We start from the raw sequence: 20,814 nt of genomic DNA, 5'->3' as shown, positions 1-20,814 counted from the left end.
TGTATAACTGAAAAATAAGTTTCATCTTTATGTTATGGAAGAACTAACAAAAAAAGAAGAAGAAGTCATGCAAGTAATCTGGCATCTAAAGGAGGTCTTTGTCAAAGATGTCATAGAGTACTTGGATCCCACCAATTCAATCCCTTACAATACAGTCTCCTCGATTGTTAGAATACTGGAAAAGAAAGGTTATGTAGGTTATAAGGCTTTTGGAAAGACTTATCAATACTATCCATTGATTTCGAAAATGCAATATAGAAAATTTTCATTTTCGAGGGTACTGGATAACTACTTCGACGATTCCGTCGAAAACCTCCTGTCTTTTATGGTAAAGGAGAAGAAACTTTCGGCTGAAGATATACAGAAGATTGAAGAACTCATCAAAAAGAATGAAGATCATGAATAATATACTTTATTATCTGTTTGAGGTCAATTGTAGTCTAATGCTGGGAGCGGCCCTTTATTTTCTGGTGATCAAAGGTCTTTCTTTTTTTCAATGGAACCGTTATTATTTGATCGGAATCTGTTTGTTGAGCTTGCTATTGCCATTTGGTAAATTTCGCATAGCGGAATTATTCTTTTCGTCGGTAACTACAGCCCCAGAAGTTGCTGAGGTCGGGCAAGTATTAAACACCTTACAAGCAGGCGGAGATCTATTCACGGAAGTAGAAATGGCCGATTCGCTGTGGAGCTCAATTTCGCTTGGTCATTGGATTGCTTATCTCTATCTACTCGGTACAGTCTTGCTGTTACTTCGTTGTATCGTGCGCTACAATACATTACGTAGGAGAATTAGACAGTTGCACCCGCGTGAATATAGGGGATTTATCATCGTAGATCCATTTGATCAATATATAAACTGTTCTGTACAACACGTTATCGTTATGGAGGAGCAGTTGCTCGATACGGCGGCAGGGCAGTTAATTTTTGAACATGAGAGCCAACATATTTTATTCAAGCATCGTCTGGATAAATGGGTTATCGAATTTTTTCGTTGCCTTTTTTGGTTGAACCCACTAATTTATTGGCTGCGTGGGCAACTGTACCTGACTCATGAATATCAAGTCGATCGTATTTTGGCTGATACCTACGGGAAAAGCGGCTATGCTCGCTTTTTGCTTGCCTTTTCGCAGGAAGAAAAGCCGATCGGATTACAGAGCAGTTTGTTTAATAACCAGCATGAGCTGGTAGAACGTGTCCAGGTAATGATGTCTAAACCATCTTCTGCCCGATCAAAATGGAAATACATATTGGCTGTTCCGGTCTTATGTTTTTTACTATTGTTTTATTCGTTTATCAATCCACCGCGGAGCTCGTGGTACTCCATTTTTCATTCCGAAAAAGGAGGAGTTATAAAAACTATTGTCTTAGATCCAGGACATGGAGGAAAAGATGTGGGAGCCACAGCCTTTTCTGGATTGACGGAAAAGTCGTTGACTTGGGAGACTTGTTTGCTTTTGAAGCAGGAATTAGAGCGTAAAGGATATAAAGTGTTACTATCGCGTGCAGGTGACGAGTTTAAAACGTTGAAGGAACGATCCAATTTGGAAGGGGATTTATTTCTTTCCATTCATTTTGATCGCATAGAAACAAAAGAGATGCTCCCGATTCGGATTTTGTACCAATCAGGGGTTACTAATAATGTGCTTGAACAGCATAATCATAGGTTTGCATTTAGCCTAGATCAGAAATTTCAACAAAATGGATTGCAGGTAAGCAGGCCTCAGGTTAGTACGAAACACGCTGTTCTACGTAATGCAAAAATACCTGCACTCTTACTTGATCTGGACAATATCAATGCGATAGATAAAAATGTAAAACTTTATTTTGTCCAAAAATTAGCCAATGCAATAGATCAAAGCTTCGATCAATAAATTTTAATGGATAAAACAGCATGAGATTTAGGATACTATTATGGCTATCCCTGGGCTTGCCGTGCCTTTTATTGGCACAGGTAAAGCCGAAGAAAACGGTACAATCGCGGGATAGTGTCATATTGAAACCACTTGGTCTGGAGCCACAAAAAATAGATACGGTTGAAGTAAAGAGAAACACAGTACTTAAACAGCAACTTCTAGATCGTGTACGGATCAACCTTAGAAGCAATCCTGTTTTATTAAATGGGAATACATTTGATGTATTGAATAATATTCCGAGTTTACAGATCGATGAATTAGGGAATCTATCTTTCTTAGGCAAAATGGGTGTGCTAGTTACTGTAGATGGTAAACAAACTCATCTCAATGGGATAGCATTGATAAGTTATCTGAAATCTATACCGGCGACATCAGTCGCTAACATTGATTTAATGTCGATACCGCCAGCAAAATGGAGTGCTGAAGGCTATGCTGGAGTAATTGATATTAGAACAAAAAGGGATGTATTAAAAGGGTTGAAAGGAACTGTATTTTTGGGAGGATCAAAGGGCCAGCTGTGGAAATACAACAATGGTATGCTGATCCAATATGGCACGAAAAAATGGACCATCAACTCGGGGTTTTCTATTGCACGGTCTTCCAATTATTTCGATGTTGCTCGCGAACGTCAGTTGGTAGCCGAGGACAATGAGATCAATACAATTGCTCAGCACAACCAAGAGCGTAATCATGCACTGGAAATGAATGCACGAATCGGACTTGAATATCGGATAAGCAAGAATTCTTCGATCGAATTGAACTGGAATTTTCTTCAAAGTAACTATAAGGAATTAGGGGTTTATCAGACCAGTTTTTCCAACGCAGGTGACTTATTTCAATCCACGTCATCATGGAGTAACCTGCGCAATCCTATTCATAAAAATAGTGCTAACCTACACTACGATTATGCCGCTGAAAACAAAAAGACAACCATTCAATGGGATGTCGATTACCTAAATTATACAAGTAATAGGTGGCAAGATTTAACAACAATGATCATGCAGAGAGCTGCGCATCAGCGTAAAGATGAGCAGTTGTTATATTCCAACAATCCTTTTGTTGTTGATCTTTTTGGAATTAAGACCGATTTCCAGCGAAAATTTGAAGAACGGTTTGAGCTAGAAGCGGGGTTCCAGCTAAGCCGATCGGCACGTAGCTCACGTGGATATTATAAAAAGGGGAAAACTGACCAAGATCTGCGGGATGCAGACGCACTTGAAAGCGCATTTAGACAAGTAGAGTATCTGGAAGCGATATATACAGATTTTCAAATAAAATTAAAACAGTGGGAATTTAAATTGGGCTTAAGAACTGAATATTCGCAATTTCATAACGAAATTAATGATGTATATGCCGAATTGGGCAAGCGTAAACAAACTTTATATCTTTTTCCTACTTTATTTGGCATTTACAAAATCAACAAAGAAAATAACAAAGCCATACAAATTGCTTACGGACGAAGGATCGTACGTCCCAACTATCAGGATCTGAATCCTGCAATATTTTTTTTTGATGCTAATACGAGCTACCAGGGCAATGCTCATTTGGTGCCACAACTGACCGATAATATGGAGTTAAAATATGTGCATGGCCAGCGTTGGAATATCGGTGTAACTTTCCTTAACCATCGAGATTATATATCCATGATCCATCAGCTTAATGGAAAGAATTATGCCCAGACTTATCAAAATATTGAGGCTGTTCGGAGTACTGCTATTTCCTTGAATGTGGGCCAAGAAATTTTTAAAAGCTTAACACTGTACGGTTTTGGTCAGATTCAATATATCCACTATAAAAACACACCTGATGAGCTAAATGACCTATCGATTGATCGAAATCTTTGGTCTTTTCAAAGTAATTTGATGATACAGGTAAAGCTACCGCATAAATTGACAATAAATTGGACCAATTCGTATCGGACAAATGTGCTTTATGCACAAACAGTTATTAAACCACTGTACCAGATGCACCTGGCGATCAATAAACAGTTTTCCAATAACCTCAGTCTGGCTTTAACGATACGGGATTTATTTCATACAAATGTGATCAAACGTGAAATAGTTGGAGATCGATTCAACATCCGTTCTAAAACCATAAATGATTCACAAATTGTTGGTTTAAATTTCAATTATACATTTGGGCTCTATCAAAAACAAAAAGCTCAGAAAACGTCACTCGAAACGGAAGTTTCAAGAATGTAATTCTATTTATGGTGCTGGCATTCTTTTTACATTTGTTAAAAAATAAGCAGCCAATAGCTGTTTTGGTGGGAGAGGAAGCCTAAAATAGATAATATTCAGTACCTTTGCGGTACTTATTATTTTATAAAAGTTAGAAAATATCATGAGTACTCAAAAAGGACCTATTTCTCAATTTATTGAGCATAATTACCGTCACTTTAACGCAGCGGCATTAGTAGATGCTGCAAAAGGTTACGAGGAACATCTTTTGGATGGTGGAAAAATGTTGATCTCCCTAGGAGGCGCAATGTCTACTGCTGAATTGGGTGTTTCTTTGGCAGAAATGATCCGTCAAGATAAAGTACACTTTATTTCTTGTACTGGGGCTAATTTGGAGGAAGATGTGATGAACTTAGTTGCTCACTCACATTACAAAAGAATTCCGAATTATAGAGATTTGACAGCGGAACAAGAAAGAGAATTATTGAATAATCACTACAACCGTGTAACAGATACTTGTATTCCGGAAGAAGAGGCTTTCCGTCGCTTGCAGAAACATCTTGAAGATGTGTGGCATGCTGCTGAAGCGAAAGGTGAGCGTTACTTGCCACATGAGTTTTTGTATCAGGTCGTTAATTCTGGTGTATTGGAGCAATACTATGAAATTGACCCAAAAGATTCATGGATTGTTGCTGCTGCTGAGAAAAATTTGCCTATTGTATGTCCGGGATGGGAAGATTCGACTACAGGTAATATCTTCGCGTCAAATGTGATCAAGGGTAAATTGAAAGCGAGCACTGTTAAATCGGGTATTGAGTACATGATTTATTTGACGGAATGGTACCGTAATAATTCTGCAGGTAAAGGTGTTGGTTTCTTCCAGATTGCCGGTGGTATTTCCGGTGATTTCCCGATCTGTGTCGTTCCGATGATGTATCAAGATTTGGAGTGGGAAGAAGTACCTTTCTGGGCTTATTTCTGTCAAATTTCTGATTCAACGACTTCTTATGGTTCTTACTCCGGAGCGGTTCCAAATGAAAAAATCACTTGGGGTAAATTGGATATTGATACACCTAAATTTATTGTAGAATCTGACGCGACAATCGTAGCGCCTTTGATTTTCTCTTATATCTTAGGGCATTAATCTTTTTTATAGAGAAAGGGGAGTGAGGAACAAAGAATTTGGCTCAGGCAAGTTCTTTATTCCTCGCTCCTTTTCTTTTATTCTTTTCTTGTTTATCTTTACTTTCCACTATTTCTTTTTCAGACGATGAGCAATTTAACAACAGATAATCCGGTAGCCCTTCAAGCCTTAATGGATGAAACTATTTTTTCTAATGGGTATGACTTCCGGTCGGAACCGGAAGCTGTAGCCAAAGCAAAGGATACGGAATATGTTGCTGTTGGAATTCCCTCGGTTGATCAACTCGCTACGCCAGTTATTTCAGACAAAAACATTGAATCGAGTACGCTAGGGAGCGGAAAAGATCAAAAGGGTAGTGGCAATGCACTGGAGGTGTTTGGCGGAGAATTTATTTATCAGGGCAACAAAGATCAGGGGATACTTTTTATTCTGCGTTATGTAGCATATCCTTATTTTTCTCCAGCAGCAGGTGAAGCATTTGAAAAAACGATTGGTGCTTTAAAGTTAACGAAGGAAACTGTGGCGGTGGTTAATTTAGCCAATGCACATAATCCCAACGATTTTAAGCGGATTATGGCTTTTTTTGAACCTACAAAGATTATCTTATTGGGTGTGGAGCCCGCATCCTTAAAGCTTCCTCCGATCGAACACAATTCTTATATGAAAGGGCGCATAGCGACGGTGTTCAATACCTTCAGCTTTGAGGAGATGTTTGCCGATGTCAATAAAAAGAAACTGTTCTGGAACGAGTTTAAAACATTTATAGCTTCTTGATTTCAAAAAGCTATATAGCCAATCAGAATGCTTGCCACCTTTCTAAATAAGATTTTTTACTTTTGGCAATATAAAATTGAAGAAGATGCTAGAACTTGTATTTGCAACGAATAATGCCCATAAATTGAACGAAGTTCAGGCAATAGTGGGAGATGCTTTTGTTATTAAAAGTTTAAACGATATTGACTGTCAGGATGATATACCGGAAACCGGGGTAACATTTGAAGAAAATGCACAGCAAAAAACGGACTATTTGGTCAACAAATATGGGCTTTACTGTTTTGGTGATGACTCGGGCCTGGAAATAGATGCCTTAAATGGTGAACCGGGAGTGTATTCGGCACGTTATTCGGGCTCTAGGGATATGGAAAAGAATATTGATCTTGTGCTGGAAAAATTAGGCGATAATCCAAACCGTACGGCTAGATTCAAAACCGTTATTTCGTTATACCTGAATGAACAACAGCATTTTTTTGAGGGAAGTATCGAAGGCCAAATCATTAAAGAGCGTAGGGGAGTGGATGGATTCGGTTATGATCCGATTTTTATCCCTGATGGCTACAACACAACTTTTGCTGAGATGAGCGCCCAAGAAAAAAACGCGATCAGTCATCGTGCGATTGCTGTCGGCAAGCTTGCTGAATATCTAAAAACAAAATAATGCTTAGGTGCAATTTTAGTTGATAAACTTTATCCTTTACGGTAAACACAAACGGGGCAAAATATTTATTTTGCCCCGTTTGTGTTTATCTTTTTATATGGTCTATTTCGCCTCTTTCTTTTTGGACGTTTGGGTACTATCTAGAGCTGTTCCTGTCAACGGTTTTAAATTCGTTGAATCCCGTTTTACAGCTGTTTTATCAGTTGTTGGCGTAATGTCTTTTTTTACTTGTGGCTTAGCCGTTGTTGCTTCGGGGCTTGTTGCTTTAGGCGTACTGCTGGTTTTATTCGAAACAGCTTTTGCTCCGGCTTTCGTGTCATTCCCTTTCTTCTCCTGGCCCTGCTTATCCTCTTTAGGCTTGGATTTCATTTTCCCATTTTCCTCCGTTTCCTTTTCTGTCGGAGCCGTGAAAGATGACTTGGAAAGGTTACGTTTTCTATTTAATAGATCCGCTTTCGATTTAGGACGGTCCTCAGGACGCCATGTAAAGTTTGGCAGAAACTCTTTGTCTGCGGTAACCTCTGCTATCGGATAGACCTTGCCATCAACTTTTCGGATAGAAACGTATTCTTTGAGTTTATTGTCCTCCATCAGAATTTTGAAACGGCTGCTTCGGTCATGAACGAGTTCTGTGGTTACATTCGTTTTCTCGTCAATATTATAGAAGATGTTTTCAGCATTTCCATCCACAAAGAGGCGTTCCATCCGGTTATTGGTAAAGAAACTGGTAATTTTTCTTCCTTTGATCTGATTGAATTTTAATGAATCGCTTGTGGCATTGACCATAAATGCATTTCCGACTAAAAGGGAATTGTCCAGTTTTTGATTTTTGACCTGCAAGAAGATTGTATCGCCGGATATCTGCGAATTCTCAGCCCACATCATCGGTTTTCCCATCAACCTAAACATCGAATCCTGCATACCATAATACATGGAATCGGCAACCGCCTGCAGATCGGATTTGAATAATCGGGCATTATAGTAGGCTTTCAGAATTCTCGTTTTTGCGGTATCCTGAGCCAAAGAATCTTTTTTCCCGCCTTGCGCATTTTTCAATGCGGCACCCATAATCTGATCCGATTCCCCGCCTTTCGGGATGATTGCTTTTTTGCGTAATACACTATCGGCTTTCAGATTTTTTTCAATCTCAATCCGATTTTGATCACCTACGATCACCGGTTGTTTCTTCGCAATATTCTGCCTTTTAGTGACAGTAGTATCTGCTGATTTTTTGATTTCCTTGCCAAGGGTGGGTTGTTTGATTTCCTTCTTATGTAGGCTGTCTATACCTTTTTTTAAGCTATCGGCTGCTTGTCGTAAATCATTGGTTGAATCTATATCGGTGGACGTAGAATCTGTATCACCATAATCGACCTCATTGTCTTCTTCAATGGCTCCCCCTTCTCGATCTAATTTAAAATCCCGTGCGATATAATCTCGCCGGAAGATCATCTGTGAGAATAGGGTGTCGGCAGTCATAAAAACAGAGTCCATCTCGGAATTTTCTTTTAGTTTCTCATCCTTGCCGATGAAATTCTTATTTTCCGCTACGGTCTTCTTAGGGTCCTTATCGGTAACAAGCGCTGCTTTGTTATTTTTTTCCTTGTCTTTCTGGTCTTCTTTTTCAGCTTTCTTTAATTCCTTTGCTTCTTTTTTCAGTTCCTTTTCAGACTTTTTCTGTACAGGTGAGAACGAGGAGACAGAATCTTTTTTGGTCGAATCCTTTTTTACCACGGAAACCACCAAGGGTCTGTCTGTCATCGTGATGGATTCATTTTTTCCATTATAGAGTCCATATCCACCATATGCATAGAATTTGTCCAATGTGTCCACAAAGACAACATTTTTCACGGCTTTACCGATGCCGACTTGTCTATCGTAGAAAAGACTATCTCCTTTTAGGAATTTGGTGCCTTCTGTATAAAGGTTGTTCTTAGAAAAATAGGCCTGACCGGTGGCCATATGATAACGGCCTTTTTCCGTATACAGATTTTCGCCTTTATTCCCTTTCATATTTGTAGGGCCGTAGAAATCCGTTATTCGGGTGTTGCCATTGTATTTCATGGAGTCTGTATAGACTTTTACATTCGTCGATCGGACAACAACTTTTTGGTTAAAATAAGATTCGCCGGTATTTTCGAAATAGGTTGCGCGCTGGCTGGTGATCGTGTCACTTCCGGAGAGAATACGTCCACCGCTATAGTAATTTCCAATTTTACTACGCATATTATAAACAAGATGATCGGTGGTCAATATTGATCCGCTGGTACTGACCATACGCACTGCTCCGGTTAATGTCGCTAATTGCATGGCTGCTTCATAATGCAGCTTATTGGAAAATATCTGTGTGCCATCAGGTTGGGTGATGATTACATTTCCATAGGCCTCGAAGAATTGTCGACCCAGTTTATCATTATGTAAATACCCACTGTCAGAGGATAAGGTCGAACCAACATGTTCATATACGGGACGGTAGAAAACGACGTTGCCGTTTTTTCCAGTAATAATATGCGACGAAGAAAGTAATTTTAATTCGTCCTGTTTCTGGGCTTGCACCGTCAAGCCAGTTAAAATTAATACAATCAGGGTAAAAATGTATTGTCTCACAAGGGCAAAAATATGGATTTTAATTGCTACTTTATTGGATTTCACAAATTTTAAGATGTGAATTTATCATTCAGCCAAAATATACCGTAACTTTGTTGTATGAATGTGCTGGAAAGATTAAAGGGATATATTGAAAAGGAGCATTTAATGATGCCTCATGACAAAATATTGCTTACGGTAAGTGGGGGGAAAGATTCGATGCTGATGGCACATTTATTCGCAAAAGCCGGCTTTAATATCGCTATTGCGCACTGTAACTTCCAGTTGCGTGGAGAGGACTCCGAACTGGACGAAGCTTTGGTTCGAAAATTTGCTGCTGATAATGGAATTCCAATATTTGTCAACCAGTTTGATACCAAGACCTATGCCAAGGAAAATCAAATTTCCATTCAGATGGCTGCGCGCGAACTTCGTTATCGCTGGTTTGAACAACTTCGTGAGCAACTTCAGTTTGACCGAATTGCTGTCGCTCAACACCTCAATGATCACATTGAAACCGTCTTGTTAAATCTTTCACGTGGAACTGGTCTGCAAGGACTTCAGGGCATCTTGCCTGTAAGAGGTCGCATCATTCGGCCGCTTTTATTCCTTAAAGCAAGTGAAATCGAATATTACGTTCAGGAATATAGTATTGCTTATCGGGATGACCAATCTAACTTTTCGACAAAGTATGCGCGCAATAAGATAAGAATCGATATCATTCCGCATTTCAAAAAGCTACAACCTGATTTTGAGCAGATTTTTGAACAGAATATTACACACTTTAAGGAATCTTATCAATTGCTACAGCAATTTGTCGAACCGATCCGGAATAAACTTTTTCGGTCTACAGGTGATGGTTGGGTAGTGCGCAAAGAAGATCTGGAAGAACATTTGAACAATTTGCCCTTATTGTACGAGTTGTTTTCCGGTTTTAATTTTTCTAAAGCTGTGTTAAGTGATTTACAGCAAGCTTGGGGACGGGAATCAGGGCGTATCTTTCAATCGGATTGCTATCATATGCTTTTGGATAGAAATGAACTTTTTATCAAAGAGAAGGAGTTTATATCGTCGGACGAGGCGATCATTACCTCTGAAACATCGACGGTGGAATGGAAACAATATTGTTTCCATGCAGGGATCTCTACAGAACTTACGATTAACACGAGTAGGGAGATTGCAAAATTCGATTATGATCTGCTTGTCTTTCCATTGACAATCCGTTCATGGAAGATCGGAGATAGCTTCTATCCTTTGGGCATGGATGGGCGAAAAAAGCTGAGTGATTTTTTCATCAATAAGAAAATCAGTTTATTTGAAAAGGAAAATATTCCTATTCTGGTGAACGGAAATGGCGATATTCTTTGGCTTGCCAAATATCGCATGGATAATCGCTATAAGATTACCAGCAATACAAAAAAAGTCCTTACTTTAGTCTGTAAATGTGGTTAAGGATTAAGGAGCAAGGGAAAATTGTCTCTGTGCCCTATTATAAAAAAAGAAATGAAAGAAGGTGTATTCTATTCGGAAAATCAATATTTAGGACGTGACCGTGTTTGGATAAGCGTACGTTTGGTACTTGTGTTATTTTGTTTTACCGCATTTTATCTGAATTTGGACCATTTGATTTCCAGTCAATTGTTTTTCATTGTCGGAGTGGGGATCATCATTACATCCATTGTTATGATGTATATGGTCTTGTTTCGCATAGAAGTATTCCAGGATCATATCCTGATCAGTGGTCTCTGGTCCACCCGGGTGGTGAAAATAGATTTGGCTTCTATTTCGAAAGTTGAAAAGGGACCATATAGCACATTTTTTTTTAATAACCCTGTTTATAACCTGCATTCCAAAGGGAAGATTAAGTTTTTTGCAGGGGGTAAAAATGCGGTCTTCCTAACGGATAAAGATGGATTGACCTACGTGTTGGGAACCCAGCGACAAGAGGAGCTTTACCGTACAATCATGGAGACAAAAGGGAAACTGGCGAAGTCTTAAAAATTGTTAATAATTTCTTATCTGACATTTTAAAGACAACAGTTTATGGAGTTATTGGTTAAATTTGAGAAAATAGCAACGAATTAACTATGGCATTTTTAAAATTTATACTTATTACATTCGCTGTTTACTTTGTAATAAGATTCTTATTCAAATTATTATTACCGTTTGCGATGCGCAAGGCAGCTGAAAAGTTGATGAAAAAAGCGCAGGAACAGGGGGGAGCATATAGCGGCCAGGGGCAAGGTGGTACTTTCCATTATGAATTTACCGGTCAGCGTCAGCAAGAAAATAAAAGATCTCAGCCTGAAGGCAAAATTAAAGTTGATTATATTCCACCCAAGGAAACTCCCGAGCGCAAAGGGACGGAAACGGCTGGTGAGTTTGTCGATTTTGAGGAAATAAAATAATTATTAGCGGCCCAAATAGCGTATCTTTGTGCTATGTGGCTCAAGCAACTTTCTGTTCTAAATTTCAAGAATTACTCGGAATCTTCTTTGGAATTTCTCCCTGAAGTAAATGCTTTTACAGGGAATAATGGTGTTGGCAAAACCAATCTTTTGGATGCAATCCACTACTTATCACTTTGTAAAAGCTATTTTAATCCTATAGATTCGCAACATATCAAATCCGGTAATGATTGGTTCATGGTCCAAGGTGAATTTGATAAAGAATCGAATAGTGATGTTATTTCCTGCAGCCTAAAAAAGAATCAAAAAAAGCAGTTTAAAAAGAACAAAAAAGATTATCCTCGACTGGCCGATCATATTGGACTTTTTCCTTTGGTTATGATTTCGCCAAATGATAGTATCATCATTACGGATGGGAGCGAGGAACGTCGAAAGTTTGTGGATAATGTGATTTCCCAAACGGACAATAAGTATCTGGATACGCTAATTATCTATAATAAGTTCTTAGCCCAACGAAATAGCCTGCTCAAACAGGCCCGTCAAACCAGTGTGCTGGATTTGGGATTAATCGAAATTCTTAACTTTCAACTTGAGGAAGTCGGCAATATTATCTTTGCCAAGAGAAGATCATTTATGGAAGAGTTTCAACCTGAGTTTGACCGACATTATGAATTTTTGACCGAAGATGCGGAGTCTGTCCAGCTGCAATATGAGTCCCCCCTAATGTCGGATTCTTTCCTGAATATTCTAGCGAAAAACCTTGAGCGTGACCGTATTTTGGAACGTACTAGTCAGGGGATTCATAAAGATGATCTGATATTTACTATCCATGGCGGAATGCCGCTGAAAAAGTTTGGCTCCCAAGGACAACAAAAATCATTTCTCATTGCGTTAAAACTTGCTCAATATTCCTATTTACAGCAAAAAAAAGGATTTAAACCCTTACTTCTCTTGGATGACATCTTTGATAAACTGGACGATCGCCGTACGCATAAATTGATGCAGATGGTCTCTGATGATGATTTTGGTCAGATTTTTCTAACGGATACGGACTCAAAAAGAATTCAACGAATCTTTGACGAAATCAATCGCCCTGTTCGTATATTTGGAATCGAAGGAGGACAAGTGAATGTATAAGAAACAACCAACGAAAAAGAGCCTGGAATTTATTCGGTCAAGCGATGACATGACCATTAAGCAGGGGGTAGAGCGTCTCCTCGAAGCGTATAAACTACGCCGAAAATTTGATGAGACCTCAATCGCTTCGGTATGGCCTCAATTGATTGGAAATGCAATTGCCAATCGCACGCAGCAGCTGTATGTGCGTGACAAAAAGTTGTTTGTACGCGTAGAGTCTGCCGTGATTAAAAATGAACTGGCATTAATGCGCCGTCAGATCCTAGGAAGGGTAAATGAGTATGTCGGACATGTCATTATCGAAGAGGTCGTGATTTTGTAGCCTCTATTCGTAGCTAAATTTAGCCAACCTATTTCATCTCCCTGAAACCGCACGGACAAAGCTGTTTGCACGTTTTGAACACGTCGAATTCAAGCGGGGTGACTATCTCAATCTTTTATTTTTGATGTTCCTTCTATATAGGATTTTCAATACATCAGTGCTTGTCGTAAGTACCGTTTATCAAAATCAGATTATCAACAGATGGAAACGGAAGTAGTTTTATTGTATCTCCACTGACATGTCTCGTGCTTTGTGATCTGTGTAACGCTTGAACTTTTATCACAAGGCCTTCAATACCAATAAAAGGAAAGGCATAGACTTGTTTTTATATCGTAAATCTAATGACATTTATTTCAGTTTGCATGATTGCCTATGCGATGCGAGTGAGCACATAAACCCTCTGACGATTAGAAGTTTTGAACAGGAGCCTGTAGTTATTGACCATCAGGCAAGGATTTGAGCTCTTTGATACGGCAATAAAGCAGCGAGTGGGGCTTGGGGTATAGCTTTCAACATTGAGATGTGAATATAGGATGGTTATACACAATGAATTTTGGCTTAGCGATGCATTTAGCTCTGTTGTTAACATTTTTGTGTGGATAACCTCGTAGTTTTACACATTTTACCGTGATTTTTAATTTTGCTTTGTTGTGTTATTCACATTTTAATGTTGGTAAGTGCTGAGTTGTTAACATTCCCAAGTGATGGGTAGGTACAGGTATTCCACTTATTAACATTCTTTATGTTAATAAGTGGTTGTTTTTGTTGATAAGTCTAAAGCGAAATACCAAAGAGTCAATCTTATGCACAAAATACCAACAGTCTGTTAGGGCTGGTATTTGTTGGGCGCATGTTTATTGGTCGATTAGATTGCCATACTGGAATGTGGAGGCTACTATAAGTATTGTTCCAGATCACCTTTGCCTTCACGGATAACATCAAAGGTTCCTTCTGTCAGATCTACTACCGTGGAAGCGACATTGTCTCCATAACCGCCATCGATAACAGCATCGACAAGATCCTGATATTTCTCGTAGATCAATTCGGGGTCAGTCGAATATTCGATTATTTCATCTTCATCGTGAATGGAAGTCGTCACAATCGGATTGCCCAATTGTTTCACAATTTCCCGAACAATGTTATTGTCTGGCACGCGAATACCCACGGTCTTCTTTTTCGAACTTAATAGCTTGGGAACTTTTGTTGTTGCGTTAAAAATAAAGGTAAAGGGGCCCGGGAGCGCTTTCTTCAGGACACGGAATACGGTGGTATCGAATGACTTGGTGTACTGCGAAATATCGGTCAGGTCATAACAGATAAAGGATAGATTGGCTTTATCCGGTTTTAATCCTCTAATTTCACAGACACGTTCTATTGCTTTTTGTTGTGTAATATCACAGCCGATACCATAGACAGTATCGGTGGGGTAGATGATTACTCCGCCTCTTTTAAGGATGTCAACAGCCTGTGCAATGGCTTTTGGATTGGGATTGTCGTTATATATCTTGATAAGCATATTGCGTATAGTAATTTATTATGACGTATGAAAATCATAGCTTTTAATCTGCGAGCCCCTGAACGGGGTGCTTACCATCTCAAGGGGGCAAACTATTATTCAGATACGTATCTTTCTAAAAGAACAACAGCCAAAATATTTTGTTTTGGCTGTTGTTCTTTATATTAAAATTCTGCGTTTTTCGGAGTACGGGGGAATGGTATTACATCGCGGATATTGGTCATTCCGGTAGTGAACAAGACCAAGCGCTCAAAACCTACACCAAATCCTGAATGTGGTACAGAACCAAAACGGCGGGTATCCAAGAACCATTCCATTTCTTCTGCTGGTATGCCTACTTCTGCCATACGCGCCAATAGGCGGTCTAGATTTTCCTCACGTTGTGAGCCGCCGACCATCTCACCAATGCCCGGGAAAAGAATATCCATCGCACGTACGGTATTACGCCCCTGCGCATCAGGCTCGTTCTGTTTCATGTAGAAAGACTTGATCTCTCTTGGGTAATCAGTCAAAATAACAGGCTTCTTGAAGTGTTTCTCGACCAAATAACGTTCGTGTTCAGATTGCAAGTCAGCTCCCCAATCGTCAATTAAATACTTAAATTGTTTCTTTTGGTTTGGCTTACTGCGTTTTAGTATCTCAACAGCGTCTGTATACGTTACACGCTCGAAATCATTTGCTAAGACGAAGTTTAACTTTTCAACCAAATTTAGTTCAGAACGTTCTGCTGCCGGTTTTGATTTTTCTTCTTCTAATAAACGGCTTTTCAAAAACTCGATTTCTTCAGGACAAGTTTCTAAAGCGTATTTTATTACGTATTTCAACAAGGCTTCGGCGAGGTCCATATTGTCTTCCAGTTCATAGAAAGCCATTTCCGGTTCAATCATCCAGAATTCAGCCAAGTGACGCGTTGTATTTGAGTTTTCAGCCCTAAATGTTGGTCCAAAAGTATAGATGTTTCCAAAGGCCATTGCGCCTAGTTCACCTTCTAATTGACCAGATACCGTCAGGTTTGTCGATTTCCCAAAGAAATCCTCTTTAAAATCAATTTCTCCGTTTTCTTTACGCGGTGGATTTTTTAGATCTAAGGTAGTCACCTGAAACATTTCACCGGCACCTTCTGCATCAGAACCTGTGATAATCGGTGTGTGCATATACACAAAATCATTTTCCTGGAAAAATTTATGCACAGCGAATGCCAAGGCATTGCGTACTTTAAATACCGCATTGAATGTTCCTGTACGGAAACGTAAGTGCGCAATTTCACGTAGAAATTCCAAGCTGTGCTTCTTCGGTTGTAAGGGGTATTTTTCGGGATCTGAATCACCAATAATGCTTACCTCCGTAGCTTTAACTTCCACTTTTTGTCCCTTACCTAGCGATTCTATCAATTGACCTTTTACACGAACTGCTGCTCCGGTAGTGATACGCTTCAGGATATCTTCAGGTGTATTTTCAAAATCGACTACTGCTTGAATATTATTGATTGACGAACCGTCATTAATTGCTATAAATTGATTGTTACGGAAAGTTCTTACCCAACCTTTAACAACGACCTCTTTGCCAAATTCTGTGGCATTCAATAGTTCCTTTATTCTTGTGTGTTCCATTTTAATTTTTGGAGAATGACTTGTAAAAGATGCTTTGTTTAAAAAGCAATACAAAAATAAGCTATTCTGTTGGTTTATTGGGTATCAATGTTGATTTAATTCGCTGAATGAAGGATCAATAAGCTTTTAAAACTAATTTTTCAGGACGAATATTTGGATCAAAACCAATAGAAAGGGGGCTGCATTTAGAACAAAAAAGCGGATCAACTCAGTTGATCCGCTTTTAAGCTTTATGATGATCGAAGGAATTATCCTTTCAATACTTTGGTTACTAATTCAGCAGCTTCTTTCAATAAGATTGCAGAATAAACTTGCAGACCTGACTCATCGATTAATTTTTTCGCTTCTTCGGCATTTGTACCTTGAAGACGTACGATGATAGGAACAGGAATATTACCAATTTCACTGTAAGCATCAATTACCCCTTGTGCAACACGGTCACAACGAACGATACCACCAAAGATATTGATCAAGATTGCTTTTACATTCGGGTCTTTCAAAATGATATTGAAACCAGCTTTTACCGTTTCAGCATTTGCCGTACCACCAACATCTAAAAAGTTTGCAGGTTCACCACCAGCTAATTTGATGATATCCATCGTTGCCATTGCAAGACCAGCACCGTTTACCATACAACCTACGTTACCATCTAGTTTAACATAGTTAAGGTTTGATTCGCCAGCTTCAACTTCTGTAGGATCTTCTTCGGTTACATCGCGCATAGCAGCGTAATCAGGATGACGGTATAAAGCGTTCTCATCAAGATTTACTTTAGCGTCAACAGCTAAAATCTTGTCATCAGAAGTTTTTAATACTGGATTGATCTCGAACATGGAAGAATCCGTAGAATCATATGCTTTGTAAAGTGCAGCAACAAATTTTACCATTTCTTTGTGCGCAGCACCAGAAAGACCTAGATTGAAAGCAATTTTACGTGCTTGGAATCCTTGTAAACCTACTTTTGGATCGATTTCTTCTTTGAAAATCAAGTGCGGTGTTTTTTCTGCAACTTCTTCAATGTCCATACCACCTTCTGTAGAGTACATAACGATGTTACGTCCTGTAGCACGGTCCAATAAGACAGACATGTAGAATTCTTTTGTTTCGCTTTCACCTGGATAGTAAACGTCTTGAGCGATCAAAACTTTGTTTACTTTTTTACCTTCAGGTCCAGTTTGAGGCGTTACTAATTGCATACCAATGATGTCAGTTGCTCTTTGTTTGACTTCATCTAAGTTCTTAGCTAACTTGACACCACCACCTTTACCACGGCCACCAGCGTGAATTTGAGCTTTGACAACAACCCAGTCGGAATTGTAGTCTTCTTTCATTTTTTTAGCCGCTTCCACAGCTTGCTCTGGAGTATCTGCTACGATACCTTCCTGTACGCGCACACCAAAGCTCTTTAGTATTTGTTTTCCTTGATATTCGTGAATGTTCATTTGCAAAAATATTTGGCGTAAAAATATGTTTTTTTAAGGGATAAGACAAGGGATAAATTGCTCTTTTATCTATTTTTTGACATTTGTGAAAAATAAAATGGCTGAAATAGAGAAATAACTGCTTATTTATTCAAAGGCGTGATATCGTAAATTTATTTATCTTTGCCCTATGATGTTACAAGCCAAAGGAATTCACAAAGCTTATGGGGCATTGCCCATCTTGAAAGGCGTTGACATAAGCGTGGAAAAAGGTGAAATCGTGAGTATTGTTGGAGCTTCAGGAGCAGGTAAGAGTACACTTTTACATATTATCGGAACATTGGACAAACCTGATCAAGGTTCGATATTTATTAATGGTGTTGATATCCATAAACTGAATGCCAAAAAGCTGAGTGCATTTCGTAATGAACATATCGGTTTTGTTTTTCAATTCCATCACTTGTTGCCTGAATTTACGGCATTGGAAAACGTATGCATCCCTGCATTTATCCATGGGCAGGGGCGGGCCGAAGCGGAGAAGAAAGCAAAAGAATTATTGGAATTACTTGGAGTTTCTCATCGCATTGACCATAAGCCTGCTGAGATGTCCGGGGGGGAACAACAACGTGTGTCTGTCGCCCGAGCCCTAATAAATGATCCTTCTATCATTTTGGCAGATGAGCCATCCGGTAACTTAGATTCAGAAAATGCCGCAGCCTTACATCAGCTGTTTTTTGACCTTAGAACTAAATTTCAACAAACATTTATCATTGTAACCCATAATGAAGAATTGGCCCGCATTTCAGACCGGACAATTCATATGCGGGATGGGTTGGTAGTATAATTATTTTGATGAAGAAAATATTAATAACTTTCGGAACCAGACCACTGGCGATGCGTATTGCCAAAAAGCTTGCAGGAAAATTTGAAGTTTTGTACGCGAGTTCGGAAGAGATTCCGGAATTACTCCTAAAATCGGGGAATTATGTGTCAATTCCCAAAGGATTGCTACCTACCTTTGCACACGAGGTGCTCAAATTGAGCCTAGACCAGCAAGTGGATTATGTGCTGCCTTTAGGTGGTTTCGAGCTCGAACCATTGGCCGAAGCCAAAGTATTATTTGACGAGTATCAGATCGCTGTGCTTGTTCCGGATAAAGATATTCTTGATGCCTTTCCTATCATTGAAAATCCTCCTGTTGACCTTCCTTATGTTTTGCTTTCCAAAGGCGATAATTTATTGGGAGACGATGTGGCTGAAAATACCCTAGATGGACTATTGGTCAGATCGGATTCTGAGGAAGATTTTGCACTAGTCTGCGTATCGAAATAAAGCAATTGTACTATTGTTCGCCTCATGCTGAACCTGACTTGTGCGACGTTTTTTAATTTAAAGGTTTATTAGTGATGCTGTTTCCAGAAGAAAAGAAAGTCTATGTTTTTGAATTGGATGATGTTATTTTTCCAAAAAAAGATTACTTGCTCCAAGTTTACTATCTGTTTGCTAATTTTATTGAATTCACGGAGACATTTCCGTCCCAGGGCGATCTGGTTAATTTCATGAAAAACCATTTGGAAAACCAAGGGGAAGAATCCTTATTTGAACATGCGCAAGCAACATTTGGATTCGACATGAAGTATAAGGAAAATTTTGAACGATTGCATGTAAATGCCGTATTGCCATTAAAGCTGCATCTTTTTGATCATATCACCACATTATTTTCTCAATTGAGTGCTGCTGGTAAAATAATATGTATTCTGACGAAGGGAAATCCACTGGAACAACTGAACAAAGTGAGATTTGTGGATTGGGGAGTGTTCAGCGATCGGATAAAAATTTATTTTGAGGATGAGCTTGTATTTCGGAAGATAGATCCGATGTCATTCTTAGCCCAGGAATTTGCGGTAGATAGTTCCGCAATTCAATTTGTGGACTAAGTTTGTAGTGATTATCTTTGTATTATCTACCAACAAAGTTTTGAAGATAGAAGAATATTGAAAAACATTGTTGAAAAAAAATTATGATTAGGGATATAAAAGCCCTATTTTTATATAAAGCCCTTGGATTTATGAATAAAGTGAACAAGCCTGCCACGATTAAGGAAATTGCCAAGAAGCTGAAAATCAGTCCTTCCACGGTTTCGAGAGCATTGAATGATCATCCAAGTATTGGATTGGTTACGACAATGCGTGTCAAAAAAATGGCCGAAGAATTGAACTATGAACCCAACCAGACAGCTATTTTCTTTAAACAACGCAAGACATTTACCATCGCTGTTATCCTGCCTAGTTTATCGGAACCATTTTTTTCCTTCGCGATCAGCGAAATAGAAAATGTTGCTTCGGCTCAACGGTATACTGTTCTGATGGGGCAATCATTGGATGATCCAGATCGGGAAGAACAGATTTTAAAAACATTTAAAAATCATCGTGTAGATGGTATATTAATGTCGATCGGGAAGAAGACGACAAATTTGGAATTTATCGAAAAACTGGAATCATCTGGAATACCGGTTGTCTTTTTTGATTGTGTTCCTAGTTTGCCGAATATCAATAAAGTTCAAAGTGATCTGTCGACCGGCATGAATGAGGCTGTAGATGCGTTTGTAGCACGCGGGCACAAAGTAATTGCTTTAGTTAATGGACCGAAGACATTACCTGCCAGTGAGGACCGAAAAGTAGCGTATTTGTCTGCAATGAAGCGAAATGGAATGGATATTCTGGAAAAGAATATTATCGAAACAGACCTGAGCACAGAGGGGAATGAAAAAGCCATGGATTGCATATTTGCGATGCCCGAACGGCCTTCGGCGATTATTTCTTTCAATGACTTTGTTACACTCGATCTGATGAAAGCAGCGCGCAATAAGGGATTGGTCCTAAATCAAGATATCTTTTTCATTAGTTATGCCAATTATCCACTGTGGCAGTATATGGAAAACCCACCAATGGGACGTATTGAACAGTTTCCGGGTATGCAGGCACGTAAGGCGGCGGAAATTCTATTTGAGCGAATTGAGAATTCAGATGTGGCAGATCAGCAAATTGTTTTTAAGTCGAGATTGGTGATGTAGTTTTTGTTGAAATGAACAATATAAAAAAGAGGGGAAAATCATTCGATTTTCCCCTCTTTTTTATAT

The 20,814-nt window shown here is 39.1% G+C and carries 19 protein-coding genes; 15 read left to right on the top strand and 4 right to left on the bottom strand.

Features of this window, described 5'->3' with window-relative positions; all coding sequences use genetic code 11:
• Positions 1-34: 34 nt before the first annotated feature.
• The 6 genes from DCO56_RS22425 (at position 35) to DCO56_RS22400 (ending at position 6,675) form a co-directional block, all read left to right on the top strand.
• A complete protein-coding gene (locus DCO56_RS22425) occupies positions 35-406 on the top strand; it encodes a BlaI/MecI/CopY family transcriptional regulator (protein ID WP_108635962.1) in 372 nt (123 codons plus the stop codon).
• Entirely contained in the window at positions 399-1,874 is a 1,476-nt protein-coding gene (locus DCO56_RS22420; RefSeq protein ID WP_181390643.1) for an N-acetylmuramoyl-L-alanine amidase, read from the top strand. Before DCO56_RS22425 ends, DCO56_RS22420 begins: the two co-directional genes overlap by 8 nt.
• 20 nt (positions 1,875-1,894) lie before the next feature.
• A complete protein-coding gene (locus tag DCO56_RS22415) occupies positions 1,895-4,117 on the top strand; it encodes an outer membrane beta-barrel protein (RefSeq protein ID WP_108635960.1) in 2,223 nt (740 codons plus the stop codon).
• A gap of 142 nt (positions 4,118-4,259) precedes the next feature.
• The gene (locus DCO56_RS22410; RefSeq protein ID WP_108635959.1) at positions 4,260-5,240 is read left to right on the top strand and encodes a deoxyhypusine synthase family protein; all 981 of its coding nucleotides are present in this window, start codon (positions 4,260-4,262) and stop codon (positions 5,238-5,240) included.
• A gap of 126 nt (positions 5,241-5,366) precedes the next feature.
• A complete protein-coding gene (locus tag DCO56_RS22405) occupies positions 5,367-6,014 on the top strand; it encodes a hypothetical protein (protein ID WP_108635958.1) in 648 nt (215 codons plus the stop codon).
• An 85-nt stretch (positions 6,015-6,099) separates the two neighbouring features.
• A complete protein-coding gene (locus DCO56_RS22400) occupies positions 6,100-6,675 on the top strand; it encodes a non-canonical purine NTP diphosphatase (protein ID WP_108635957.1) in 576 nt (191 codons plus the stop codon).
• A gap of 102 nt (positions 6,676-6,777) precedes the next feature.
• Here the strand turns inward: DCO56_RS22400 and DCO56_RS22395 are convergent, their stop codons facing one another.
• On the bottom strand, positions 6,778-9,282 hold the full coding sequence (locus DCO56_RS22395) for an OstA-like protein (protein ID WP_181390642.1): 2,505 nt from the start codon (positions 9,280-9,282) through the stop codon (positions 6,778-6,780).
• 99 nt (positions 9,283-9,381) lie between these two features.
• Between DCO56_RS22395 and tilS the strand changes: the two genes are divergently transcribed.
• The 5 genes from tilS to DCO56_RS22370 all read left to right on the top strand — a co-directional run bounded on the left by tilS (position 9,382) and on the right by DCO56_RS22370 (position 13,128).
• Positions 9,382-10,713: a tRNA lysidine(34) synthetase TilS gene (tilS, locus tag DCO56_RS22390; RefSeq protein ID WP_108635955.1), complete on the top strand. Its 1,332-nt coding sequence runs from the start codon at positions 9,382-9,384 to the stop codon at positions 10,711-10,713.
• 51 nt (positions 10,714-10,764) lie between these two features.
• Positions 10,765-11,259, top strand: coding sequence for a hypothetical protein (locus tag DCO56_RS22385; RefSeq protein ID WP_241254920.1), 495 nt, complete (start codon positions 10,765-10,767; stop codon positions 11,257-11,259).
• Between the two features lie 89 nt (positions 11,260-11,348).
• Entirely contained in the window at positions 11,349-11,669 is a 321-nt protein-coding gene (locus tag DCO56_RS22380; protein WP_108635954.1) for a DUF4834 family protein, read from the top strand.
• A gap of 33 nt (positions 11,670-11,702) precedes the next feature.
• On the top strand, positions 11,703-12,806 hold the full coding sequence (recF, locus tag DCO56_RS22375; RefSeq protein ID WP_108635953.1) for a DNA replication/repair protein RecF: 1,104 nt from the start codon (positions 11,703-11,705) through the stop codon (positions 12,804-12,806).
• Entirely contained in the window at positions 12,799-13,128 is a 330-nt protein-coding gene (locus tag DCO56_RS22370; protein ID WP_108635952.1) for a DciA family protein, read from the top strand. Before recF ends, DCO56_RS22370 begins: the two co-directional genes overlap by 8 nt.
• An 895-nt stretch (positions 13,129-14,023) precedes the next feature.
• Here the strand turns inward: DCO56_RS22370 and DCO56_RS22365 are convergent.
• The 3 genes from DCO56_RS22365 to sucC all read right to left on the bottom strand — a co-directional run bounded on the left by DCO56_RS22365 (position 14,024) and on the right by sucC (position 17,696).
• Positions 14,024-14,644 carry an L-threonylcarbamoyladenylate synthase gene (locus tag DCO56_RS22365; RefSeq protein ID WP_108635951.1) on the bottom strand — a complete coding sequence of 207 codons (621 nt, stop codon included), beginning with the start codon at positions 14,642-14,644 and terminating at the stop codon, positions 14,024-14,026.
• 164 nt (positions 14,645-14,808) lie between these two features.
• Complete coding sequence (gene asnS / locus DCO56_RS22360) at positions 14,809-16,254, bottom strand: asparagine--tRNA ligase (RefSeq protein ID WP_108635950.1); 1,446 nt, start codon at positions 16,252-16,254, stop codon at positions 14,809-14,811.
• A gap of 248 nt (positions 16,255-16,502) precedes the next feature.
• Complete coding sequence (sucC, locus tag DCO56_RS22355; RefSeq protein WP_108635949.1) at positions 16,503-17,696, bottom strand: ADP-forming succinate--CoA ligase subunit beta; 1,194 nt, start codon at positions 17,694-17,696, stop codon at positions 16,503-16,505.
• A gap of 172 nt (positions 17,697-17,868) precedes the next feature.
• Between sucC and DCO56_RS22350 the strand changes: the two genes are divergently transcribed.
• The 4 genes from DCO56_RS22350 (at position 17,869) to DCO56_RS22335 (ending at position 20,748) form a co-directional block, all read left to right on the top strand.
• Positions 17,869-18,519 carry an ABC transporter ATP-binding protein gene (locus tag DCO56_RS22350; RefSeq protein WP_181390655.1) on the top strand — a complete coding sequence of 217 codons (651 nt, stop codon included), beginning with the start codon at positions 17,869-17,871 and terminating at the stop codon, positions 18,517-18,519.
• An 8-nt stretch (positions 18,520-18,527) separates the two neighbouring features.
• Entirely contained in the window at positions 18,528-19,007 is a 480-nt protein-coding gene (locus DCO56_RS22345) for a hypothetical protein (protein ID WP_108635947.1), read from the top strand.
• A gap of 74 nt (positions 19,008-19,081) precedes the next feature.
• The gene (locus tag DCO56_RS22340) at positions 19,082-19,612 is read left to right on the top strand and encodes a hypothetical protein (protein ID WP_108635946.1); all 531 of its coding nucleotides are present in this window, start codon (positions 19,082-19,084) and stop codon (positions 19,610-19,612) included.
• Between the two features lie 131 nt (positions 19,613-19,743).
• Positions 19,744-20,748 (top strand): LacI family DNA-binding transcriptional regulator, encoded by a 1,005-nt coding sequence (locus tag DCO56_RS22335; RefSeq protein ID WP_108636109.1) that lies wholly within the window; start codon positions 19,744-19,746, stop codon positions 20,746-20,748.
• The last annotated feature ends 66 nt before the right edge of the window (positions 20,749-20,814 follow it).

Source organism: Sphingobacterium athyrii, from assembly GCF_003071065.1.
Taxonomy (GTDB): domain Bacteria; phylum Bacteroidota; class Bacteroidia; order Sphingobacteriales; family Sphingobacteriaceae; genus Sphingobacterium; species Sphingobacterium athyrii.
The sequence above is the reverse complement of the archived record's forward strand: the minus strand, read 5'-3'. Positions and strand labels throughout refer to the sequence as shown.